This window comes from Pseudomonas sp. JAI115 (assembly GCF_014200835.1).
Classification (GTDB): Bacteria; Pseudomonadota; Gammaproteobacteria; order Pseudomonadales; family Pseudomonadaceae; genus Aquipseudomonas; species Aquipseudomonas putida_A.
Genome location: NZ_JACHCY010000001.1, coordinates 388,247 through 413,505, shown reverse-complemented (window position 1 = coordinate 413,505; position 25,259 = coordinate 388,247). Strand labels below are relative to the sequence as shown.

At 62.2% G+C, this 25,259-nt stretch carries 15 protein-coding genes; 12 read left to right on the top strand and 3 right to left on the bottom strand.

The features are described 5' to 3' along the window. Positions 1–2 precede the first annotated feature (2 nt). A complete protein-coding gene (locus HDC30_RS01745; protein WP_183780289.1) occupies positions 3–12,500 on the top strand; it encodes a filamentous haemagglutinin family protein in 12,498 nt (4,165 codons plus the stop codon). A 48-nt stretch (positions 12,501–12,548) separates the two neighbouring features. Here the strand turns inward: HDC30_RS01745 and HDC30_RS01740 are convergent, their stop codons facing one another. The 3 genes from HDC30_RS01740 to HDC30_RS01730 all read right to left on the bottom strand — a co-directional run bounded on the left by HDC30_RS01740 (position 12,549) and on the right by HDC30_RS01730 (position 14,218). Then, positions 12,549–12,890, bottom strand: coding sequence for a type II toxin-antitoxin system RelE/ParE family toxin (locus tag HDC30_RS01740; protein ID WP_183781301.1), 342 nt, complete (start codon positions 12,888–12,890; stop codon positions 12,549–12,551). Next, a complete protein-coding gene (locus HDC30_RS01735) occupies positions 12,823–13,017 on the bottom strand; it encodes a stability determinant (RefSeq protein ID WP_095136765.1) in 195 nt (64 codons plus the stop codon). The genes HDC30_RS01740 and HDC30_RS01735 overlap by 68 nt, the downstream gene beginning before the upstream one ends. A gap of 253 nt (positions 13,018–13,270) precedes the next feature. Beyond that, positions 13,271–14,218, bottom strand: coding sequence for a transporter (locus tag HDC30_RS01730; RefSeq protein ID WP_183780286.1), 948 nt, complete (start codon positions 14,216–14,218; stop codon positions 13,271–13,273). Between the two features lie 210 nt (positions 14,219–14,428). Between HDC30_RS01730 and HDC30_RS01725 the strand changes: the two genes are divergently transcribed. The 11 genes from HDC30_RS01725 to HDC30_RS01675 all read left to right on the top strand — a co-directional run bounded on the left by HDC30_RS01725 (position 14,429) and on the right by HDC30_RS01675 (position 25,227). Next, positions 14,429–15,466 (top strand): AraC family transcriptional regulator, encoded by a 1,038-nt coding sequence (locus tag HDC30_RS01725; RefSeq protein WP_027613655.1) that lies wholly within the window; start codon positions 14,429–14,431, stop codon positions 15,464–15,466. 229 nt (positions 15,467–15,695) lie between these two features. After that, positions 15,696–16,583 (top strand): Dyp-type peroxidase, encoded by an 888-nt coding sequence (locus tag HDC30_RS01720; RefSeq protein ID WP_183780283.1) that lies wholly within the window; start codon positions 15,696–15,698, stop codon positions 16,581–16,583. A gap of 25 nt (positions 16,584–16,608) precedes the next feature. Next, on the top strand, positions 16,609–17,577 hold the full coding sequence (locus HDC30_RS01715) for a Gfo/Idh/MocA family protein (protein ID WP_183780280.1): 969 nt from the start codon (positions 16,609–16,611) through the stop codon (positions 17,575–17,577). A gap of 263 nt (positions 17,578–17,840) precedes the next feature. After that, a complete protein-coding gene (locus HDC30_RS01710) occupies positions 17,841–18,587 on the top strand; it encodes a GntR family transcriptional regulator (protein ID WP_183780277.1) in 747 nt (248 codons plus the stop codon). Between the two features lies 1 nt (position 18,588). Further along, on the top strand, positions 18,589–20,319 hold the full coding sequence (locus HDC30_RS01705; protein ID WP_183780274.1) for a fumarate reductase/succinate dehydrogenase flavoprotein subunit: 1,731 nt from the start codon (positions 18,589–18,591) through the stop codon (positions 20,317–20,319). A gap of 26 nt (positions 20,320–20,345) precedes the next feature. Further along, positions 20,346–20,591, top strand: a complete 246-nt coding sequence (locus tag HDC30_RS01700; RefSeq protein WP_003225615.1) for a ferredoxin family protein — start codon at positions 20,346–20,348, stop codon at positions 20,589–20,591. 209 nt (positions 20,592–20,800) lie between these two features. Continuing rightward, complete coding sequence (locus HDC30_RS01695) at positions 20,801–22,225, top strand: ABC transporter substrate-binding protein (protein ID WP_183780271.1); 1,425 nt, start codon at positions 20,801–20,803, stop codon at positions 22,223–22,225. Positions 22,226–22,362: 137 nt separating this feature from the next. Then, entirely contained in the window at positions 22,363–23,145 is a 783-nt protein-coding gene (locus HDC30_RS01690; RefSeq protein ID WP_115989635.1) for an ABC transporter permease, read from the top strand. After that, complete coding sequence (locus HDC30_RS01685) at positions 23,145–23,993, top strand: ABC transporter ATP-binding protein (protein ID WP_183780268.1); 849 nt, start codon at positions 23,145–23,147, stop codon at positions 23,991–23,993. Before HDC30_RS01690 ends, HDC30_RS01685 begins: the two co-directional genes overlap by 1 nt. Next, positions 23,990–24,952, top strand: coding sequence for a HEAT repeat domain-containing protein (locus tag HDC30_RS01680; RefSeq protein ID WP_096796818.1), 963 nt, complete (start codon positions 23,990–23,992; stop codon positions 24,950–24,952). Before HDC30_RS01685 ends, HDC30_RS01680 begins: the two co-directional genes overlap by 4 nt. Next, a complete protein-coding gene (locus HDC30_RS01675; RefSeq protein WP_183780265.1) occupies positions 24,949–25,227 on the top strand; it encodes a DUF971 domain-containing protein in 279 nt (92 codons plus the stop codon). Before HDC30_RS01680 ends, HDC30_RS01675 begins: the two co-directional genes overlap by 4 nt. Positions 25,228–25,259: the final 32 nt, after the last annotated feature.

The window sequence follows — 25,259 nt, the reverse complement described above, 5'->3', positions numbered from 1 at the left end:
TGATGCTCGCTCGCCCATCCCGTCGTCGTACCCACGTTCAGTCCTTCCAGCGTGATGCCGTGGAGCCGGCGCTGTGGCTGCTCAAGCCATTGGCGCACGCGGTGGCGTTATGTCTGGTGGCGGGTAGCGCGCAAGCGCAGACGGCGTTCAGTTCTAGCTGGTTTGCCGCCAAGGGTGCGGCGCAGCAGGCCGCAGCGGCGCGTCCGAGCGTGGGTGGGCTGCCGGGGATGACACCGCCATTGGCCCAGCAGCAAAAAGCCAATGCGCAGTTGCAGCGCTCGATTCAGACTTTGAACAACACGGTTGCCGCGATTGCTGCGCAGCAGGCGGCGCAGGCGGCCGGACGCGCTGCTGCGTTGGGCACGGTGCAGTTCGTGCCGGACGGCCTGGGCGAGGGTGGCTTGAAGGTCGACAACAGCCTGACTCAAGGCTGGCAGAACGCGAAGGGCCCGCAGCAGACCCAGGTCGATGGCAAAACCACAGTGACAATCGAGCAGACCGCCGACAAGGCGATCCTCAACTGGGAAACCTTCAACGTCGGCCGCAACACCACCGTTGAATTCGCCCAGCAGTCGAACTGGGCGGTGCTCAACCGGGTCAACGATCCGAATGCCCGGGCCAGCCAGATTCAGGGCCAGATCAAAGCCGACGGCACGGTGATGCTGATCAACCGCAATGGCATCGTGTTCAGCGGCAGCAGCCAGGTCAACGTGCGCAACCTGGTGGCCGCTGCCGCCAACATCACCGATATCCAGTTCCGTGATCGGGGTCTGTATTTCGACAGCACCGGCACCCAGCCGACGTTCACCGATGCCGCCGGCAAGGTGTTGGTGGAACGCGGTGCCTCCATCGACACCCACAAGCCGGCATCGTCCACCGCTGCCGGGGGTTATGCCTTGCTGCTCGGCAACGACGTGCAGAACGACGGCAGCATCAGTACCGCCAAGGGCCAGACCGTGCTCGCCGCCGGTGACCGTTTCTATATCCGCAAGGGCTCGGGCACCGAGGGCAATGCGCTGTCCACCACCTTCGGCAACGAAGTCATCCCCGGTTTCAAGGCCGGTGCCGTGGCGGGCAATGTCACCAACAACGGCTTGATCCAGTCCGCCACCGGCGACATCACCCTGACCGGTCATGAGGTGGTGCAGAACGGTGTATTGCTCGCCAGCACGTCAGTGGCGACGCGGGGCACGATTCACCTCTCCAACCCGAGCACCGATGCTAACGACAGCGTGACGCTGGGACAGGGCAGTGCCACGGCCATCATGCTCGACAGCAGTGACCTGACCGCCCTCGACAGCCAGCATCAGGCCGCGCTGACGGGCGTCACGGCCAACAACCGGATCCGTGGCGATCAGTCACGCGTCGAGATTCAGAGCGGCGGCAGTGTCGAGTTCCAGAACGGCTCGATCACCCTGGCCACCGGCGGCCAGGTCGCGGTCAATGCACAACGCCGCAGCCTGGTGCGCGACGGCGCAATGATCGATGTATCCGGTTCCCTCGGCGTCAAAGTGGCAATGGAAAACAACAGCATCAAGATCAACGTGCAAGGCAACGAGCAGCGCGATGCCTCGGTCAACCGCGAGAAAGGCGCGCTCAACAGCAATGACATCTGGGTCGATGTGCGCGATCTGGTGTACGTGCCGGCCGGCACCAACGGCTACGCCACGGATCGCTGGTACACCGCCGGTGGCCTGTTGGAAGTCGGTGGTTATCTCGGCACTCAGGGCCACAGCGTCGGCGAATGGATGGCTCAGGGCGGCACGGTGAGTTTTGCCGGCAACGACGTGGTCACGGAAAAAGGTTCGTTGATCAACCTGTCCGGCGGCACCCTGGATGTGCAGAGCGGCGAGATCCGCCAGAGCTGGCTGCGTGGCGCCGACGGCAAGCTGTATGAAGTGTCGCGCGCGCCGGGGGACCTGCTCTACACCGGCCTGTACAAAGGCTATGAAGACAGCAGCCAACGCTGGGGCCAGACCAGTTATTACTACAACCCGCTGATTGCCCCGCGCTCGCGTTTCGAGTCGGGTTACACCGTGGGCCGCGATGCCGGGCAACTGGTGATCGCCACGGCCAACGCCGTACTCGACGGGCAAATGATCGGCGAGGTGTATCAGGGCGAACGGCAGAATCAGGCGCCGAAACCGGTGCTCGATGGCTATCAGCAGAGCCAGAGCGCGTTGGCCCGGCGTGCGCAGTTGATCGTCGGCAGTTACGACCCGACCTTCGTCGCGGCGTCGAATGGCCTGCTCTACACCCTCAATCCGACGCTGGACCAGGTGCAGATTGGCGGCGCGCGTCCGCTCGCCGGCAACGATCCGGACTTGACCGGCGTGGTGTCCGATGCCCGCAAGGGCAAGCTGTATCTCGATAACGATCAGCTCAACGGATTCCGCCTCGGTGCACTCAAGGTTTCGGCCAAGGATCAGATCGCCGTTGACGGTGCGCTGACGGTCGATAACGGTGGCGACATCACCCTGTATTCCCCGGATGTGCAGATCGGCGCCGACCTGACCACTCGCGGTGGCAGTCTGCGTCTGGGCAACGTACTCAATCAGTTCAATGGTGGCGCAAACACCGACACGCGCCTGGCGGCGAAGCCCGAAAAAACCACGCAAACCCGCATCGCCGAGGGCGTGCATCTCGACACCCGAGGGCTGTGGAGCAACCTGCGCACCAACCCGGACGATAACGCCAGCCTCGCGTATCTGAACGGTGGCCTGATATCGATCCGCAGCAGCGGTGATATCGACGTCGCTGCCGGCAGCCTGCTCGACGTTTCTTCCGGTGGCGCCATACTCGCCAATGGCAAGACCCGGGGCGGCAAGGGCGGTGATCTGACGCTGGAGTCCAGCGCCATTTCCGCGCCGGGCACATCGCATCTGAACCTCAATGGCGAACTGCGCGGTTACGGCGTCACGGGCGGCGGCACCTTTTCGGTGCAGGCCAACAGGATTCTCGTCGGCCAGACGGATAAAGCCCTGGCAGACAATACCCTGCAACTGTCCACTGACCTGTTCGGCAAGGGGTTCTCCGCCTACAACCTGATCGGTCTCAACGGGCTCGACGTTGCCGAAGGCGCCGCGATTGATGTGACCCTGCCGGTGTACCGTTTCGGTGATGCGGCACCCAACCAGGTCAGTGGCGCCGATCCGCGAACGGCGCTGGAACTGTGGTCACCGACGCTGTTCCAGGAAAACCCGACCAAGGGCGTGCTGACCCAACGCGCCGGCGCCAGCCTGACCTTGCAAGGTGGCGCGACGCTGGTCGGGCTGATAGACGCAGCCAACAGCTCGCTGACCCTGGGCCGTGGCTCGCGCATCAGTGTCGACCCGGGGCAGAGCATCAAGCTGCGTGGTGCCGGGCAGATCACCGTCGATGGTGAACTGAATGCGTGGGGCGGCACGATCGATATTCGTCAGCAACAATTCGGCTCGATCCAGCCGGCCACTTCGATTCAAACGGCTGATCCGAGCGCACATGACCGCTCGATCTGGATCGGCGAGCAGGCCGTGCTGGATGTCGCCGGGCGTGCGAATACGGCGACCGACACCCTGGGCCGCACTTACGGGCAGGTCGGCAAGGGCGGCAGCCTCATCATCGGCGGCGAGATCGATGCGAAGCTGGCAACCGCCACGGCTGCCGATGCCTACGTGATTGTACGTCCGGGCGCGCGGCTGGATGCCTCGGGCACCGAGGCCGTTCTGGATATCGCCGGTCAAGGCCCGACTCGTATCGCAACGGACGGCGGGCGCATCAGTTTGAGTTCCTATAACGGTCTTTTCGTTGAAGGCAACTTGCGTGCGGCGGCGGGTGGCGTCGGGGCGGCCGGTGGTCGTCTGGAACTGGCGCTGGAGACGCCGTTGTATTCCGATTCGGCGAGCAACGCGGTGCGCTCGCCGAGGGAAATGATCATTGGTCAAGCGGCAGAAAACGAGCTGCTGCCCGCGAACCTGCAACCCGGCGAAGGCGCCGATGGCTTGCGTTACGGTCAAGCCCGTCTGAGTGCCGATGGCTTGATGACGGGCGGTTTCGACAATCTCAGCCTGCTGAGCAACGGTCTGTTGTCGTTTGACGGTGACGTCAATCTGCGCATGAATCAAAGCCTCAGTCTCTTCGCCGCAGCGCTGTCTCTCGCCGAGAATTCCAAAGGCACGGCACGGATCGACTTGAGTGCTCCGTACCTGCGCCTGTCGGGTGTGGGCACCTACTTCGCCGGCTTCAACATGATGCGCCCACGGTTGCTCCCTGGCCCGACGGCCCGATCGTCCGATGCAACGTTCAATGCCTCCGCGAACCTGTTGGATGTGAGCAATGGCCTGTCCTTCGGGACTCAGGGTTCGATCCTGCAACGGCAGGCGCCGGCCGTTGAATACAGCCGTCGGGCTTTCGGTCTGGTGAGCCTCGACAGTAGCGGCGACCTGCGCTTCCTCGCGCCGAATGATGGTGCGGAGAAAACCAGGCTGTGGACGCCGGGCGACTTGAACCTCGGTGCGGCGCAGATCTATCCCGCCACCGGCATTCAGGCTGAGGTGCGTGCCGGTTATCAGGGCGCCGTCCCGGTTTCCGAACACACCTTGCGGATCAGCGGCCACGGCGCGGCACCGACTGCGGTGCCGTACTCGGCATTCGGAAAGCTGATTTTTTCCGCCGCGTACATCGAACAGGGCGGTGTCTTGCGTGCACCGCTGGGCAAGATCGTATTGGGTGACGATTTGCTCAGCACCACTCACGAGGTTCGCCTCTTGCCGGGCAGCTTGACCTCGGTCAGCGGCGCTGGCCTGGTCATGCCGTACGGCGGCACCACGGACGGTATCGACTATCGCTATAACGGCAAATCCGTGGTGCTCAGCGGCATCACTGGCGAAACATCAGGCGTTTCGATCGGCACGCAGTATGCGGATGTGCAGAGCGGCGCGGTCATCGACCTATCCGGCGGTGGAGACCTGCGTGGTGCCGGTTTCGTCTCCGGTCGTGGTGGTTCCACCGATGCACGTTTCAACCCACTGGTGCGCACTGCGACTGACGGCACCTTCAGCCTGCCGGGGCTGGCGAGCAACCCGGTGTATGCCATCGTGCCCGGCAACCAGAGCAGCTACGCGCCGATGCTGGCCGAAGCGGGTGCGGGCGATCCGCGCATTGGCCAGCAGATCACTATTGGCGCCGGTGTGCCGGGGTTGGCGGCGGGTACTTACACACTGTTGCCGTCAACGTTTGCCCTGATGCCTGGTGCGTTCCGGGTTGAGGTAAACGGTCAGGCAGCACCCGGCGTGACAACGGGGGCGTTGCCACTGCGCAATGGTTCATGGACCAGCAGCGGGCAGATGTCGATTGCCAATACCGGCCTGCGTGACAGCCTGGCCAGTCAGTTGATTCTCACGTCAGCCGATGTGTTGCGTCGTTACTCGCAGTACAACGAAACCGGTTTCTCTCAATTCATCCAGAGCGACGCCGCCCGGCGCGGTGTGCCGCGTGCGCTGGCACCCATGGACGGCAAGACACTGGATCTGCGCCTGGCCTCCGGCGGCAAGCAAGACATCGCTTTGCAGTTCAACGGGCGCACGCTGTTCGAGGCTGCCGAGGGCGGCATGGCCGGCACAGCGGTGGTACGTGGCGGCAACGCCGGGAGCAGCTTCGAGATACTGGGTGCGGGCCGTGCATCGACACCGGGTTTCAACGGTGTGTCGCTGTACGTCGACACGCTCAACAGCCTCAACGCGGGGCGGCTGACCATCGGTGCGATGCCGAATGTCTTGTACAACACGACCGCTAACATCATCGGCTTCCTGGGCGCGAGTGAAAGTATTGTCTTGCGTGAAGGGGCGATTCTGTCTGCGCCGCAGGTTTTGCTGCGTACCACGTCAACGCTTGGCGGCATCACGGTCGAGGCGGGAGGCGGGATCAATACGTTGGGGCGTGGCAACGTGGCCTACGACTCGCTGGCCGGTTACGTTTATGAGCCGAAAGGTTCCAGCCTGTTGGTCGTTTCCAACGGCTGGACCAATGTGCTGGCGCCGGAAGCGGCCAGCGGCATCAGCGGCGCGGGCAGCATCCGGATCGGCACTTGCGCAGCGAGTGCGTGCAACAATCCGGCCCTGCTGTATTCGAACGGAAGCATCACTGCCGCCACGGATAACCAGTTTGAACTCGGTGAGGCGGTGCGTTTCGGCACCCGTCATCTCGCACTGTCGGTCGGCTCGGTCAATGCCGGCAGCACCGAAGCACTTGCAGCGGCAGGCAGCCGCGTGCCCGCCGGCCTCACGCTCAACCAGAACGTACTCGACCGCTTGCTGCGCGGTGATACGCAGTTTGCCGCGCCGGCCCTGGAAACCCTGAGCCTGACCACCCGCGATGCCTTCAATTTCTACGGCAGCGTCAGCCTCGACACAATCGATCCGCAGACCGGCCAAAGCAAATTGCAGAACCTGGTGCTGGTCACTCCGGCGATCTACGGTCTGGGCAACGCCAGCGACGTGGCGAGTATCCGTACCGCCAACCTGATCTGGAACGGCGCTACTCAAAGCGCCGGCAGCGTCATTACCGGTGGCGCCGGTACGGGCAGCGGTACGCTGGACATTCAGGCCCAGCGGATCGAGCTGGGTTACGGCCCGATGCCTCAGACCAGCGGACTGGATCAGAACAATCGTCTGGCACTGGGTTTTGCCAACGTCAACCTCAGCGCCAGCGAGCGCATCACCGCCAATCACAAGGGCAGCCTGGCGGTCTATCAGGAGCAGGGCGCCTACGATCCGCTCAAGGGTTACCGCTACAGTGGCGGCAATCTGAACCTGCGCACGCCGTTGCTCACCGGTGAGGCGGCATCGGTCAGCCTGCTCAAGGCCGGCAACAGCCTGACGCTCAGCGGCGCCGGGGCTGCCGGGGTGGCCAATGCCTTGGGGGCGGAGTTGAACCTTGAAGCCCGCGATGTCGTGCTCGACAGCCGTATCGCCTTGGCCAGCGGCAAGCTGACCGTCAAGTCCGAGGGCGATTTGACGCTGGGCAATGGTGCGGTGCTGGACTTGGCCGGACGTACCTTGCCGTTCAACGATGTCAGCAAATACAGCTGGGGCGGCGATGTCTCGCTGTACAGCGCCAACGGCAATATCCGTCAGGCTGCGGGCTCGCGGATCGACCTGTCGGCGAAGAACAATCAGGCCGGTAACCTCAGCGTCGTCGCGCTGGCCGATGCGGCCGGGATGGTCGATCTGCAAGGCGAGATTGTCGGCGGCAGCAGCGGTTACTACGACGCCGGGGGCACGTTGGTGCCGTACAAAGCCGGTGGCGTGGACATTCGCGCGCAGCGCCTGGGAGGTGACGCCACCGAGCAATTCGCCGCGCTCAATCAGCGTCTGAACGCCGGGCAGGTGTACGGCAGCCGCAGCCTGCAACTCAAGCAAGGCAATCTGGTGATCGGCGACGGTCTCAAGGCTGGTGAGATCAATGTGTCGGTGGACAATGGCAGCCTGACGGCGACCGGTCTGATCGATGCCAGCGGCGAACGAGTCGGCAGCATTCGTCTGTCGGCGAAAAATGGCCTGACGCTGACTGGCAGCAGCGTGCTCGATGCCCATGGTCGCGTGCTGCGGGTCGACAGCTACGGCAAGATCATCGATGCGCCGAACCGCGCCACGGTCGAACTGAGTTCCGGTGATGGCTTGCTCACGCTGGGCAGCGGCGCGCGCATCGATCTGCGCCACGGCACCGATGCCGTGCCCGGTTTCCTTGCCGGACAACACGATGGAATGCTGCACGGCACGCTGGAGCTGAACGCGCCGCGTCTGGGCAGCAATGACATCGCCATCGACGCCAGCGGTGCGTTGACCATTCAGGGTGCACGCTCCATCGGCCTCAACGGTTTGCGCCGCTATACCGATGCCCGCGAGGGTGTCGATCAGGCAGTCAGTGGCCGGCCGTATCAAATCATCGATCAAGCCATGCTCGAACGCATTCACGGCGACAGCACTGACTTTATCAACGCCGCACTGGGCAACAATGATCTGCTGCAACGCAAACTCGCCGGGTTGAATAACGCCACGTATGCCGATGCGTTCCACTTGCGACCTGGTGTGGAGATCGCCAGCAAGACGGCTGACGGTGATCTGGTGGTGGAGGGCGATTTGGATTTGTCCGGTTATCGCTACGCCAGTCTCAATCCGCACACGCAGTTGAACCCCTCCGTATATGGTTCCGGGGAAGCGGGCAGCCTGGTCATTCGTGCCGGTGGCAACCTCGACATTTACGGCAGCATCAACGACGGCTTCGCGCCGCCACCGGAAACCCAGGACGATGCCGGCTGGAAACTGATTGCCGGTGTACAGCCGTTCGGCGGCGATCTGATCGTGCCGGGCAGTGGAGTGACGCTGGCCGAGGGCACGCAGTTTCCGCTGGGGGCGACACTCAATTACGACGTGATGATTCAACCAGCGGTTCTGGCCAGTGGCACGTTGCTGCCGACTCAAGCTGTGCTGAACGAGGCGTATACCTTCAGCGCCGGCACGGTGTTGGCGGGGGCGATTCACGACAGCAACGGTCATCTGCTGTATGCCGCCGGTACGCTGCTCAGCGACAGCGTGACGTTGCCTGCCGACACACGCCTGGGGGCCGGCATTCGCTTGAACAAGGCCACCGCCCTGCACGCGATGAACTGGCCCAAGGGTGTGCCGTTACCCAGCGTTTACGATGCAGATCTGACGACCTCCTCCGGGGTGAAATTAAAGGGCGAGCTGGCCTTGTTGCGCGGTTCGCTGATTCCGTCGATGACCGATGTGAAGCTCGCCGAAGGCACTTCGCTGATCGAGTTGCGGCCGTTCAACGGCACACAACAGGGCAAGAACTGGGCGCTGGCCAGCATGCTGCCATCGGGCAGTGCGTCGTGGTCGATGCGCGTGGTCGCCGGTGCAGATCTGGCTGCGGCCGATAGTCGTGCGGTCAAACCGCTGACCCCGGAAGGCAATCTGCGGCTGGCGGACAGTCATTACGGCGTCAACATCACCACGGCGGCGGGCAAGCTGGTCTGGGCTCCGGATAATCCCTTCTTTACGCCCTACGAGCCGGTCCCTGATGACATGCTCGAGTACTGCCAGCAGATTGCCGACTTGTGCGTACCCATGGCCCGTTGGGTCTGGGCGCCAGGCAGTGGAATGGGGCCGGACTACGAACCGGTTCCCGAGGAGGCCCAATTCATTTGTGATCTGCAGCCGGAACTGTGCATCGGCAACAATCCCGGGAAAACGGCCAAGGCTCATATGCAGATGTTCAGTGTTCTGCGCACCGGCACGGGTGATCTCGACCTGATCGCCGCCGGCAATCTGAGCATGGATTCACCGTTCGGCGTGTACACCGCCGGCACCCAATCAGCGAATATCGACCCGCTCTATAACCAGCCGCGCGGGCATCTTTCGGATAACGATTCGGTGTTGGGTACGGCCGGTGCCGCTTATGAAAAATGGGTCGACGGCGGCAGCGACAGCCTCTATCAGGCCTGGTATCCGCAGATGGGGGGCAACCTGACAATCAATGCCGGTGGCTCGGTTTCCGGTGATTCGGTCGGGACGAAAGCCCAATCGACAGCGAGCGGGTTCCGCGAGCAGATGGCCAGTGTGGCAGTGGGCAACTGGCTGTGGCGTCAAGGCACGGGAAACCCGGATGTGCCCACGGCCTGGTGGATCAACTTCGGCAGTTATTCCACCCAAATGAACTCAGATCGGGTGATCAACACTGAACCCTACCTGGTGGGTTTCACCGGTTTCGGTACCTTGGGCGGTGGCAATATCAGCCTGCGGGCTGGTGGTGATGCCGGCATGCTCAAACCGGTAGGCGATGCCGTTAACTACCCTCGTGGTCAGGGGCTGATCGTCGCGGTAGGCAGCACCGGTCGAGTCGCCAGCGATGGCAGTGTGCAGATGACCGGTGGTGGTGACATGGACATTCGTATCGGCGGCACGCTCAACCCTTCGCTGCAAGCGCGAGCCGGAGAAACCGGCTTCGGCCAACCGAATCATGATCTGCAGGGCGCGCTGATCAACCTGCGCGGCGCGGCACACATGACGGGTGGAGCACTCGGCGGCATCAACCTGCAGTACGGCGCCGGCGCCGTGTTCAATGATCTTCGGGAAACCCGCGCACTTGATCCGTTTACCTCGACCACCGGTAGTGCTTCCGGAGGCGTGGTGCTGATTCCGGGTGACTCGGGCATGAGCCTGAGCAGCCGCGGTGATCTGGTGTTGGGCGGTGCCGCGGATCCTGGGCGAGTGAGTCTGATGAATGCCAGCCCGATCATGGCGGCCGACGCAAGCGTTGAGCAGGGCGGTATCCTCAGTGGCTTTTCATTGTGGACTGACCACACGGCAATCGATCTGTTCTCGGCTGGCGGGAACCTGACGCCGGGCACACAGATAGCAGAATTCAGTACATCCAACGGCCTGATCACGGGCCGCAATACCTCGCCTACCGACGGCCGATTTGTCTACCCATCGATTCTGCGCGCGGTGGCGGGCCAAGGGTCCGTTTATGCAGGGCCATCCGCGACATTCATTGGCGTAAACAACTACCCGCTGCAAGGTTACTCACTGCTTCTGGCGCCGTCGAAGTCGGGGCAGCTTGAACTGCTGGCAGGTGACTCTATCTACGCCGGTGGCTATGCGATCAACCAGTCGGGGGCCAGCCCGATGGCCGTGGCTACCCCGTTCAACCCGGCATTCAATGCTTACACCAACAGCAACGCCGGAAAACCGCTGCGCACCAACTACAGCGACGATGGCGTGGCGGCAGATGGCAACGTGCGATATCCGCTGTTTGCCTATGGTCCCAACAGCTACTCGGGATCGAACGACGTACAGGGGCCGGCGCGATTCTATGCGCTGACGGGGGACCTGGTGGGCATTCGCAGTGGCGAAACGTTGAGCTTTTCCACTTCCAGACGCACCTGGTACGAAGCGGCGGGGCCTGTGTGGATGATCGCCGGACGCGACATCGTTGCCTCTGGCACTGCCCTGGGGCAGCCTGCGGCCGTGCCGACAGTGGAAATGAGTAGCGGCAAGGAGGACATTTTTTCCACCGGCAACCTGTTCGTCCACAATGACCTGCGAGATGTATCGCGCGTCTCGGCGGGCCGCGACATTCTCTACAGCAGCTTCGATATCGCCGGACCTGGAACGCTGGATATCAATGCCGGGCGCAACATCCTGATGGAAAACCGCGCCAGCATCACCAGTCTCGGCTCGATAGTGGCCGGGGATTCGCGGCCTGGTGCCAGCGTGGTATTGCAGGCGGGCGCAGGCGCGCAGGGGCCGGATTACACAAAGTTCATCGCCCGTTACCTGAATCCGCAGAACCTTGCTGACCCGAATGCCTCTCTCAACGGCCAGCCGGGCAAAGTGGTCAAGACCTACCTCGACGAGTTGCAGAGCTGGCTGACGCTCGGCTACGGTTTCAGCGGCAACGCACAGCAGGCACAGGCGTTCTATACCGCGCTGCCAAGTGCCGAGCAGGCGATCTTTGCGCGCCAGGTGTACTTCGCCGAACTGCGCGCCGGCGGCCTGGAATACAACGACGCTGACGGTCCGCGCAAAGGCAGTTATCTGCGCGGTCGCAACGCCATTGCCGCACTGTTCCCGAGCACCGATGTGGCGGGCAATCCGCTGCGTTACGACGGCGACATCACGCTCTACGGTGGTGCCGGGGTCAAGACGCTGTTCGGCGGCGATATCCAGATGCTCACACCGGGTGGTGGTCAGGTGTTCGGCATCGAAGGCGCGGCGCCACCGTCCACCGCCGGGATCATCACCCAGGGCTCGGGCAACATTCAGCTCTACTCGCAGGGCAGCATTCTGCTGGGGCAGAGCCGGATCATGACCACCTTCGGCGGCTCGATCCTTGGTTGGTCGGCCGAGGGCGACATCAACGCCGGTCGCGGCTCGAAAACCACTGTGGTCTACACCCCGCCGAAACGGGTTTACGACACTTGGGGCAATGTAACCCTGTCGCCTTCGGTGCCGAGCACCGGTGCGGGTATCGCCACCCTTAACCCGATTGCCGAAGTGGCGCCGGGAGACATCGACCTGATCGCGCCGCTGGGCACCATCGACGCTGGCGAGGCGGGGATTCGCGTGTCGGGCAACGTCAACATCGCTGCGCTGACCGTGGTCAACGCTGCCAACATCGCCGTGCAAGGCAAGACCAGTGGCGTACCGGTGGTGGCTGCGGTGAACACCGGGGCGATCACCTCGGCCAGTTCGGCGGCATCTTCGGCAACCCAGGCCGCTGAGGACGTGGCGCGTCAGCAGCAAGCAGCAGCGCGGCAGAACCAGGCGTCGGTGTTCACCGTGCAGGTGCTGAGCTTCGGCAACGAACAACTGGCGCCGAGCCGTGATGGTGCCAGTCGTGCGCCGGCGACCGGCTACAACCCGAACAGCCCGGTGCAGGTGCTGGGAGCGGGGGCACTGGATGAACAGGCGAAGCAGCAGTTGACTGAGGAGGAACGCGGGCAGCTGACGTTGTAAAAGACTCTCGTGTAGTACGCTTCGGGCGGCCTTTTGGCCGCCCTTTTTTTATGTTGATGAGGTTCGTGGGTATTGTCGTCGGGTGTGGACTAACGTCAGTATTTTGATGCGCCCGTTCACTCGATAGACCAGCAGATAGTTCGGATTGACCACCATTTCCCGAGTGCCTGGCACTCGACCGGCCCGGTAACCATAGGGGATTGATGAAAGCCTTTGCGTTGCTGCACCAACCTTGTGCTGTAGAGCCACTGAAGCGTTGGAGTTGTACTGTTCAACGTGATCGATAATGTCAGCCAGATCGTTCAGAGCTTGATCGCTCCATTCAAGCAGCAGCGCGGCGCTTCCTGCGCATCTCTTCCAGCATCTGGTCAAGCATTGCCATAGCTTCATCATGGGGAATGCCAGGGCTGGGGTCATCAAGTGCCTCCTGTACCTTGGCACGAAACCAGCGATCGTAGCTCTCTGCCTCTTCTTCGGATTCGAAGTCAGAGTAAAACGGGGAAAGTAATAAGCTCATAGTGATCTCCGTGATCAATCTCAGCAGTTTAAGGGGGAATGGCCCATTGTCGTCACTGGCAGACGATGTACCCCATGAGCTCTCGAAGAACCATGGGATGACGAAGCCCAGTATCTGCAAGCGCCCTTTTGGAATCTGCCGGACGTTTCCCTCCGTTGTCCGGCAATCTCGACCGCCGTTGTAGGCCTATTCCTCCACTCTGTTTTTCAGGTTTCCAGCCTACAAATCCGCGCGCACCTTCCTACAAATGCACTCAGAACGCATACGGAATACTCACCTTCGCCCACAACATTTCCCCCTCTGGCCGGTTCTCCACGTCAAACTCCTTGGCCCAGCGAATCTCCGCGCTGGCGTATTTGAGAAAGGTGAAATGCAACGCCGGGCCGATCGCGAATACCTGGCCGCGCACGCCGTCATCCACATCCTGCCCGGCGAATTGCACGGTGTGGCCGTACTGTTTGTCGTCGGTGGTCTGCTTGAGGTAATAGCCGTTAAGGCCGAGCATCACATCGTCGGTGATCTTGTAGCTGGCCGAGTAATCGAAGTGGAAGATCTGCCCGGACTTGTAGTCAGTGTCCTTGTTTTTCTCATTGAAGCTGTAGGTGGTCTTCATCGACACTTCGGTCTTGTCGGTCGGCAGCCAGGTGAAGGAGAACAGCGGCTTGTAGGTGTAGAAATTGTTGCTGGTGTTGGCCAGCCGATCGACGCTGTATTCGCCGGTGGGCACGGTGATCTCCACGGCAGCACCCAGGGTCAGGTTCTTGCCCATGTCCCACAGGATGATCGGCGCAACGGTGGTGTCGCCCATGCCTTCGCGGGTATCGCTGAGGCCGAATACCGAGACTTCCTGCTTCAGCCAGGGCTGGGCGATGTAGCCGGCCAGACGTCCGCCGAACACGCGCACCGGGCTCAGGTAATCAATACGCGGGATCACCGCCGTGGATTCGATTTCGACATTCGGCACCTTGCCGCCCAACGAACTGATGTTGAGCTTGGTCGACTTGTAATGGTTGTAGTAGAGGTTGAACGCGACCATGTTCTGCGGAAGGCTGTCGACTTCCAGCGGCAGCATGAAGAATCCGTCGGTGCCGGGGCCGATGTTGTCGACGCCGGCTTCGGTGGCCAGGGCCGACAGGGACGCGGTGCATCCGAGCAAAGTCAGTGCCAGACGCAAGGGGAAAGTGGCGCGGTTCGGGCTCATGGCTGTCCTCATTATTATTGTGGTGGGACGTGGCGCCGGTACGCAGAACGTCCGGCACCATAGAAATAAGCGCTTGGCGCCCGACGGGGCAGGGTATTGGCGGACAGTTAGGGGGACTTCTGCGGACAGTCGGCCAACCCTGTGCTAACTTCCTTCGACATAACCGGTTACAAAAATAACAATCAAGCGTGATCCGGAATGTCAGCCCCCATGAACGTAAAAGTCCAAGACCCCACTTTTGAATTGGCGCTGGTTTCGCCGTTCCTCCTGCAAACCCTCGCCGAAGTCGTGCACAACAAAGGCGTCGACCCCGAAAGCCTGTGCCGTGGCCTGGGTTTCACCCTCGAAGATCTGCAGGATCCGGCGCAGCGGATTTCCTACCGCCAGGCCGTGGCGATGATCCAGCGTGCGCTCAAAGTACTGCCAAATCAGGGCCTGGGGCTGTGGGTCGGCGCGCAGAATGTGTTGGGTACGCTGGGGCTGCTCGGCCACGTACTGTCGCTATGCAAGACCTTGCGCGATGCCTTTGCCCTCGGCATCCGCCACCAGCACACCTCCGGCGGAATCGTGGTGTCCAGCGTCGATGTGATCGGCGATCAGGTGCACCTCGATGCCGAATGTCGCTTACCGTTTGCCGATGTGCAGGTGTTCGCGGTCGAAGAGTTTTTCGCCAGCCTGCTGGTGTACGGCCGGGCCTTGGCGGGCCATGAGTTCAAGGCGATCGCCGTGGAGTTTGTGCACGCTGCACCGGATTATCTGAGCGAATACCACCGCTTGCTCGGGCCCGATGTGCGCTTCGGCTGTCTGCACAATCGCATGCTGATCGATGCCCGGTGGCTGGACGTCAACCTGCCCAATCACCATTCGCTGGCGCTGCGTCAGGCGGTTGCGTTGCTGGAGCTGGAAGCGGCGCAGGTACATCAGAAACTCGATCTGATTCAAGCAGTGGAGCGGGCGATTGCCCGGGACTTGAGCAGAGGCAGCCATATCGAAAAAATCGCCGGCGACCTGAACATGAGCAGCCGCACCCTGCGCCGCCGTTTGACCGAGCACGCGCTGACCTTCGAAGCGCTGCTGGAACAGGTGCGTCAGGCGCGCACGATGAGTCTGCTGGCCAATCCGGACATGCCGATCGAGCGGATTACCGAAGAAGTCGGCTACAGCGATGTGCGCAGCTTTCGCCGGGCGTTCAAGCGCTGGACCGGGATGAGCCCGAGTGCGTGGCGGCATGACACATCTCCTGCGTGAACACGAACACTGTGGCGAGGGGATTTATCCCCGATCGGCGGCGCAGCCGTCGCGAATTCAGAAAGCTCGGTATTTCAGTAGTCCGAGATTGCAGGGTTGGGGCCGCTTCGCTGCCCATCGGGGATGAATCCCCTCACCACAGGACTCTGTGACCTCCGATATTGGCGTCTCAACCCCACAAACCCTCCGGCCACAGGTAAACTCCCGCGCACTTTCCCAAGGAGTTCACATGAGTTACTACCAGCCGGGCATTCTCGCCACCCCTGTTCCTGCGCAAGCACGTCACCTGTTTTTTGCCCTTGCGTCGGTTGAAGCACTGCCGCAGGCGATCGACAACCTGATGAATCTGGTGGACGGCAAGTCGGCGGTGATCGGTTTCGGTGAATCCCTGACCAAAGCCCTGAACGTGCAGATCGACGGTCTGCGCAGCTTTCCGGCCATGAGCGGCGTCGGCGTGGAAAACCCGTCGACCCAGCACGCGCTGTGGGTCTGGCTGCACGGGGTCGACCGTGGTGAGTTGCTCAACCGCTGCAACGCCTTCGAAGCCGCGCTGGCCCCGGCGCTGCGCCTGGTAGACATGCAGGAAGCCTTCCGCCACAAGGACGGCCATGACCTGACGGGCTACGAAGACGGCACCGAAAACCCGCACGATGACGCCGCGATCGCCGCCGCGTTGCTGGGCGAGGGCGCTGATGGTCTGGTCGGTGGCAGCTTCGCCGCGATCCAGCAGTGGCAGCACGACCTCAAAGGCTTCCATAAGCTGTCCGCCGAAGACAAGGACAACATCATGGGCCGTCGCTTGAGCGACAACGAAGAGATCGACGACGCGCCAGTCTCCGCCCACGTCAAACGCACCGCCCAGGAAAGCTTCGCCCCCGAAGCGTTCGTCGTGCGCCGTTCGATGCCGTGGATCGACGGTGATCGCGCCGGCCTGATGTTCCTCGCCTTCGGTTTTTCGCTGGACGCCTTCGAGGCCCAACTGCGGCGCATGAGCGGTCTGGAAGACGGCATCACCGACGGTCTGTACCGCATCAGCCGACCGATCACCGGCGGCTACTACTGGTGCCCGCCGCTGAAGGACGGCCACCTCGATCTGCGCGCGTTGCGCATCGGCTGAGTGTTTCAAACACAGGGAGTTGAGCATGGACGTGGTGCGTTGGGGCATGATCGGTTGCGGCAGCGTCACTGAACGCAAGAGCGGGCCGGCCTTCTACAAGGCGCCCGGCTCGGCGCTGGTGGCGGTGATGGGCCGCCGACTCGAAGCGGTGAGTGATTACGCCGCGCGCCACGGTATCGCCCGGGTTTATACCGATGTCGATGCGCTGATCAACGACCCCGAGGTGGACGCGGTGTACATCGCCACGCCACCCGACAGCCACCACGCCTACAGCCTGAAAGTCGCTGCAGCCGGCAAGCATTGTTGTGTCGAGAAACCGATGGCGCTCAACGCCGGACAAAGCCGCGAAATGCAGCAGGCGTTTGCCGACGCCGGTCTGCACTTGTTCGTGTCGTACTACCGCCGTTCGTTGCCGCGCTTTGCCCAGGTTCGGCAATGGCTGGCGCAGGGCCGCATCGGCGAGGTGCGGCACCTGAGCTGGACGCTGACCAAAGCCCCCTCGGCGGCGGATCTGCACGGCAGCGCCAACTGGCGAACCGACCCGAGCGTGGCCGGTGGCGGCTACTTTGCCGATCTGGCCAGCCATGGTTTTGACCTGTTTCAGTACCTGCTCGGCGACATCGCTGAAGTCGCCGGTTTCACCGCCCGACAAGCCGGGTTGTATGCGGCGGAAGATGCGGTCAGCGCCAGTTGGCGGTTTGCCTCGGGCGCGCTGGGCATGGGTTGCTGGAGCTTTGTGGCAGATCGGCGCGAGGACCGGGTGGAGATCATCGGCAGACAGGGTCGGATCGCGTTCTCCGTGTTTGACGAGCATCCGGTGCAGCTGTTCGCCGATGAGCAGATAAGCCTGGAGATCCCCCATCACGAACACATTCAGTGGCATCACGTGCTGGGCATGAATGCGCATATTCGTGGCGATTCGCAGCATCCGGCCGTCGCCGAACAAGCCCTCAAAACCGATTGGGTGATGGACCAGATCCTCAAACGTCCCTGAATTTTCCTCTGTAAACAAACCCTTGTGGTGAGGGGATTTATCCCCGATCGGCTGCGCAGCAGTCGTAAAACCATGCGCCTCGATCCGTCAGGTAGATTGCATAAGCCGGGTTCAGGGTTGCTTCGCAACCCATCGGGGATAAATCCCCTCGCCACAAAAGTCCCGGTCAACCTGTGTCTAAGGTTATGCCCAAACAATATTTCTCAAGCTTGTCATAACGTCTCTAAGATCACGTCATAACTCGTTATAACAAGTGATCCCTGATGACCGATAACGTCCTGTCCCTCAGTAGCGTCCCGTTGCACACCCAACTGCGCGATGTCCTGCGCGCACGCATTCTTGACGGCGAATACCCGCAAGACAGCCAGATGCCGTCCGAAAGTGAGCTCGGCACGCTGTTCAAAGTCAGCCGCATCACCGTGCGTCAGGCACTGGGCGATCTGCAGAAGGAAGGGCTGATCTTCAAGATCCACGGCAAGGGCACCTTCGTCGCCAAGCCGAAAACCTTTCAGAACGTCAGCAGCCTGCAAGGCCTCGCCGAGTCCATGACCGGGCGCGGCTACGAGGTGATCAACCGCCTGCGCAGTTTCAAATTCATCCCCGCCGACAAACGTGTCGCCGAGCGCCTGCAAGTCGCCGAAGGCGAGACCGTGGCTCAAATCAAACGCGTACGCCTGATCAACCGCGAGCCGATCTCGCTGGAAATCACCTACCTGCCCAAAGCGATTGGCGAACGGCTGGAGAAGGCTGATCTGGTGACTCGCGACATCTTCCTGATTCTGGAAAACGACTGCGGCATCGCCCTCGGCCACGCTGATCTGGCGATCGACGCGGTGCTGGCCGATAGCGATTTGACCCAGGCGCTGAACGTCGAGGCCGGCTCGCCGATCATGCGCATCCAGCGTCTGACCCACGACGCCAACGGCCAGCCGCTGGACTTCGAACACCTTTACTACCGTGGCGATGCGTTCCAGTACCGCCTGCGGATCGACCGGCAAAAAGGGGCGTGACATGACCCGCAAGACCTTGGAACAGGAATACGACATCGTCGTGATCGGCGGCGGCACCGCCGGGCCGATGGCGGCGATCAAAGCCAAAGAGAAGAACCGCGACCTGCGCGTGCTGCTGGTGGACAAGGCCAACGTCAAACGCAGCGGCGCGATCAGCATGGGCATGGACGGCCTGAACAACGCGATCATCCCCGGCCACTCGACGCCGGAGCAGTACACCAAGGAAATCACCATCGCCAACGACGGCATCGTCAATCAGGCGGCGGTGTACGCCTATGCCACTCATAGCTTCGAGACCATCGAGCAACTGGATCGCTGGGGCGTGAAGTTCGAGAAGGACGAGACCGGCGATTACGCGGTGAAAAAAGTCCACCACATGGGCGCCTACGTGCTGCCGATGCCGGAAGGGCACGACATCAAGAAAGTCCTGTATCGCCAGTTGAAACGCGCGCGGGTAAGTATCACCAATCGTCTGGTCTGCACCCGTTTGCTCACCGACGAGGAGGGCGCGGTCAACGGGGTGATGGGCTTCGATTGCCGCAGCGCCGATTTCCATGTGATCAAGGCCAAAGCGGTGATTCTTGCGTGCGGCGCGGCCGGTCGCCTCGGTCTGCCGTCCTCGGGTTACCTGATGGGCACCTATGAAAACCCGACCAATGCCGGCGACGGCTACGCCATGGCCTATCACGCCGGGGCCGAGCTGGCGAACCTCGAATGCTTCCAGATCAACCCGTTGATCAAGGACTACAACGGCCCGGCGTGCGCCTATGTGACCGGCCCGCTCGGCGGCTACACCGCCAACAACAAGGGCGAACGCTTCATCGAGTGCGACTACTGGAGCGGGCAGATGATGTGGGAGTTTCACCAGGAACTGGAAAGCGGCAACGGCCCGGTATTTCTCAAACTCGATCACCTGGCCGAGGAAACCATTCAGAACATCGAGGAAATCCTGCACAGCAACGAGCGCCCGAGTCGTGGTCAGTTCCACGCCAATCGTGGCATTGATTACCGCACGCAAATGGTCGAGATGCACATCTCTGAGATCGGCTTTTGCAGCGGCCATTCGGCGTCCGGGGTGTGGGTCAACGAGCGGGCCGAGACTTCGGTGAAAGGCTTGTACTCGGCAGGGGACATGGCCGCCGTGCCGCACAACTACATGCTCGGTGCATTCACCTACGGCTGGTTCGCCGGGCACAACGCGGCGGACTTCGTCGCCGGGCGCGAGTTCTCGACGCTGGATGCCGCGCAGATCGAAGCAGAGAAAGCGCGGGTCTACGCGCCACTGGATCGTGAACAGGGTCTGCCGCCGGCGCAGGTCGAGTACAAGCTGCGGCGCTTCGTCAACGACTACCTGCAACCGCCGAAGGTGACCAAGAAAATGCAGATCGGCTTGCAGCGCTTCAGCGACATCGAGCGCGACCTTGAGCAGATGAAAGCCAACAACGCTCACGAACTGATGCGCGCCATGGAAACCAGTGTGATCCGCGATTGCGCCGAAATGGCCGCCCGTGCCTCGCTGTTCCGCGCTGAAAGTCGCTGGGGCCTGTACCACTATCGCGTCGATCACCCGCAGCGTAACGACAGTGATTGGTTCTGCCACTGTCATTTGAAGAAGGGCGAAGACGGTCAGATGACCAGTTTCAAGAAACCCGTCGAGCCGTACATCATCCCGCTCGATGCCGAAGAGATGCAGGCCTATGACCGCTTGCGGGTCGGCGCATTTGCCGCTTGATACACCACAAAAAGAGAGTCCGAACCATGGCCTATCAAGCCCAGGAAATCTTTTTCCGCTCCAACGCCCCGGTCACCGTGGACGAGGACAAATGCATCGCCGAGAAGGGCTGCACCGTGTGCGTCGACGTCTGCCCGATGGACCTGCTGGCGATCAATCCGGCCACACAGAAGGCCTACATGGCGTTCGATGAATGCTGGTACTGCATGCCGTGTGAAAAGGACTGCCCGACTGGCGCCGTCAAAGTCGACATCCCCTATCTCCTGCGTTAAACGCTTTCCCCTGTAGGAGTGAGCCTGCTCGCGATAGCGGTGTGTCAGACAACACGTCGCCATCTTATGCACCGCTATCGCGAGCAGGCTCACTCCTACAAAGATCTACGACACCCTGAAGCTACCCGGAAACACCCGGACGCTGGATTCACCCAAAACCCCTCGTTTCCCACCGCGCCCTGATCGCGGAGGAGACGAACATCCAATAAATGATTCGAGGGGAAACACTCATGTTGCGTGCAGCAATCGCCGGTCTGGTACTGGCTTTATTCACCCTGTCGGCCTCGGCCGAAACCATCCGCATCGCCATCGGCACCCAGGACACCACGATCAACTGCGCCGCCGGCGGGCTGTTGATTCGTGAACTCGGTCTGCTCGACAAATACCTGCCGCACGACGGCGCCTACAAAGACGCGAAATACGACGTGCAGTGGAAAAACTTCACCAGCGGCGCGCCGCTGACCAACGAGATGGTCGCCGGCAAACTCGATTTCGGCGCCATGGCCGATTTCCCCGGCGCGTTCAACGGTGTCGCGTTCGAAACCGCCGGCAAGCACAGCCTGTTCATCAGCGTGCTGTCGGGCAGCATCAAGGGCAGCGGCAACGGCATCGTGGTGCCGAGCGCGTCCGGGGTGCAGGCGCTGAGTGAACTCAAGGGCAAGACCATCTCGGTGCCATTCGCTTCGACCGCCCACGGCATGTTGCTGCGCGCGGTGGCGGAGCAGGGCTGGGATCCGCTCAAAGACGTGAACATCATCGCTCAGCCGCCGGAAGTCGCAGGCTCTGCATTGCAGGCCGGCAAGATCGACGCTCATGCCGATTTCGTGCCGTTCGCCGAACTGTTCCCCAGCCGTGGTTTCGCCCGCAAGATTTACGACGGCGCCCAGGCCAACGCGCCGACTTTCCACGGTGCACTGGTGGATCAGGCCTACGCGAAACAGTACCCGGAAATCGTCGTCGCCTACCTGCGGGCGAGCATCGAGGCCAACCAGTTGCTGGCTGCTGAGCCTGAGAAGTACAGCGAGCTGATCGCCAAAGTCACCGGCGTCGATGCCGAGGTCAACTACCTGTTCCACGGCCCGCTCGGCGTGCAGACCCGCGACCTGAGCTGGAAGCCGGAATACCGTCAGGCGGTGGGCACTGCGATCGACACCCTGAAGCTGCTGAAGAAGGCCGATCGCGGCCTCGACCTCAACACCTTCATCGACGATCAATACATCCGCGCCGCCTTCAAGGCCTCGAATCTGGACTACACCGCGCAACTCGCCAACTACGCGCAAACACCGTTGAAAGCGCTGGATGCCGCGACCGGCAAAGCCATCACCGACTTCAGCCACGTCGCCGAAATCTGGGTGCGCGGCGAAGACAAGGTGCGCCAGTACGCCTCGGCGGAATCGGCGTTCACTGCGCTGGCCGCGTTGAAGCAGGAAGGCAAAAACATCCGCGCGGTGTATGCGCAGGCCAGTGACAGCGGGATCAAGTTGCTCGCTGATCAGGCGTGGTTTGCCAGCGACGCCAAGGGCCGCTTGAGCGCGTTTCTGCTCAAAGGCCAGGCCCAGCAGTTCGCGGCGGCGCAGGGTGGCAAGGTCTTCGACTTTATCGACGCCACGACCCAGGCCGTAGCTGCCCGCTAACCCGAAGAACACCTCGGTCAACTGTAGGAGTGAGCCTGCTCGCGATAGCGTTGTGTCAGACAACACATCAACAACGAACACACCGCAATCGCGAGCAGGCTCACTCCTACAGGGGATCTCGGTTGAGAGGAAAAATTGTGTACCGATCTTATTTACGCTGGGTTCCAAGGGCTGCTTCTTTGCTGCTCTGCCTGCTGTTCTGGCAACTCGCCGCGAGCCACCACTGGAACCTCGGCCTGGTCACCTTCGCCAACGTGCCAACCCCGTTGGCGGTGATCGAAGCGGCGTTGGGCCTGGGCGACTCCGGCAAGCTGCTGCAGCACCTGAGCGCGAGCCTCGGCCGGGTGTTCGCCGGCTACCTCGCGGCATTGATCATCGGCATTGCCCTGGGCCTGGCCATCGGCCGCTCGAAATGGGCCGAAGACCTGTTGCTGCCACCGCTGGAAGTGCTGCGGCCGATCCCAGCGGTGGCGTGGATTCCGTTGGCGATCCTGATGTTCCCGTCGTCGGAGCTGTCGATGGTCTTCATCACCTTCACCGGTGCGCTGTTCCCGATCCTGCTCAACACCGTGCACGGCGTCGAAGGCGTTGATCCACGGCTGATCGCCTCGGCGAAAAGCCTCGGGGCAGGGCGCCGGGCGATTTTGCTTGAAGTGATTTTGCCGGGTGCCGCCCCGAGCATCATCACTGGCCTCGCCATCGGCATGGGCACCTCGTGGTTCTGTCTGGTCACGGCGGAAATGATCTCCGGCCAGTTCGGCATCGGTTACTACACCTGGGAGTCCTACACCATTCAGAACTACGCCGACATCGTCGTCGGCATGCTGCTGATCGGTGTGCTGGGCATGGGCAGCAGTCTGCTGATCAAGCGCCTGGGCGGGCTGTTCACGCCCTGGCATCGACCACGAGGAAAAGCCTGATGAGCGCAATGCAAACCCCGGAAGGGCGGATCGATATTCGTCAATTGTCGATCGTTCTCGGCGAAGGCCAACACGCTTTCGAAGCCGTGCAGGGGCTGGATTGCCAGATCGAACCGGGCCAGTTCGTGTGCATTCTCGGCCCGTCCGGTTGCGGCAAGTCGACCTTGCTCGGCGCACTGGCCGGACACTTGAACGCCCATACCGGCAGCCTCAAAGTCGATGGCGGCGAGGTGTCCGGGCCGTCGCCACAACGCGGCATGGTGTTCCAGCATCACACGCTGTTTCCGTGGCGCACGGTGCGCGATAACGTGGCTTTCGGCCTGAAGATGCGCGGCATCGGCAAAGCCGAGCGCCAGCGTGAGGCCGATGAAATGCTCAAACTGGTGGGCCTCGACGGCTTCGCCGAGCGCTGGCCCGATCAGCTATCCGGCGGCATGCAGCAACGGGTGGAAATCGCCCGGGTGCTGGTCAACCGTCCACGGCTGCTGCTGATGGACGAACCGTTCGGCGCGCTGGATGCTTTGACCCGCCTGAACATGCAGGAACTGCTGCTGGACATCTGGACGCGGATTCGCACCACCGTGGTGTTCGTCACCCACGACATCGACGAGGCGCTGTTCCTCGCCGACCGCTTGCTGGTGATGAGCGCACGTCCGGGGCGAATCATCGAAGACCTGCACCTGGACTTCCCGCGTCCGCGCACCACTGAGCTGGTAACCAGTGCCGAATTCTCCCGCCTCAAGCGCCATTGCCTCGACCTGCTGCGCCACGACAACCCCCGCCCGCTGCCGCGCCTCAATCCGCTCGGCCTGCCTCCCGAAAACCCCTTGCCGCGATTTGCCCTATGACCTCATTTTTTGCTGTGACCGATAACGATGACATCCTCGCCCTGCAACCGCGTCTGACCGCTGACGATGCCGGTGTGCGGCGCATTGCCCTGATTGATTTGGCGGATCTGGAAGAACCGGACGGCCTGCTGTGGCTGGTCGAAAGACTGAGCGAAGATCCCGCCGAAGAAGTCCGCGCCGAAGCTGCGCGGCTGCTGGAAGCGTGGGAAGACGAACCGGTGGTGGCTGCGCTGTGCCAGGCGCTGACCGATCCATCCGCGGCAGTGCAGGCAGCCGCCGCGCAAAGTCTGAGCCTGCTCAAGAGTGAGGCGGCAGGCCGGGTGATTCTGCCGTGGACCGGTCATGCGCAAGTCAGTGTGCGCATCGCCGCGTTTCGGGCATTGCGCGAACTGCGTTTCGCCGATGCCGCGCCGGCTGCTATCACCGCGTTGAGTGATGCCGATGCCAATGTGCGTCGCGAAGCCGTGGGCGTGCTCGGCTGGCTCAAGCAGCTCGACGCACTGCCGGCTCTGGCGCGTCTGGCCAGCGCCGACCCGGACACCGAAGTGCGCCGCGCCGCCACCGGTGCCCTCGGTCTGGCATCCGGCGCCGAGGTGCTGCCAGCCCTGCGTCAAGCGCTGCAGGACGATGCCTGGCAAGTGCGTGAAGAGGCGGCCACGACGCTGGGCAAGGTCGGCCACAGCGACGCTGGTCCGGCGTTGATCGCAGCCCTCGGCGATGACTACTGGCAAGTGCGTCTGCGTGCTACCCGCAGCCTCGGTCGCTTGCGTTTTGCACCGGCGCTGGACGCCTTGATCGAGACCCTCGGCCATCGCATCAGCAACCTGCGCAAGGAAGCTGCGCTGGCCCTCGGTGAGTTGCATGATCGCGGCGCGGTGGTGGCGTTGCAGGCGGCGCAGGATGACGGTGATCCGGAAGTGCGCAAAGCGGTGCGGATTGCCTTGAGTCAGTTGCAATGAACCCGCTGTCAGTCGGCAATTCGCAGAGCCAGCGGACGCTGCGCCTGAGCTGGCCGGACGGCCGCGAATCGCTGTTCAATCACGCCGAACTGCGCCGCCAGTGCCCGTGCTCGCAGTGCCGCGCGTTTCGCCTGAAAGGTGTGACTCCGCTGGTGGATGAGCGTGTTCGCCTGATTGAGATCAACCCGCAGGGCTACGGCGTGCAACTGGTGTTCAGCGACGGCCATCAACGCGGGATCTACCCTTGGGATTACCTGGCACAGCTCAGTTCTTGAGAACACTGCTTTCCCTGTGGGAGCTGGCTTGC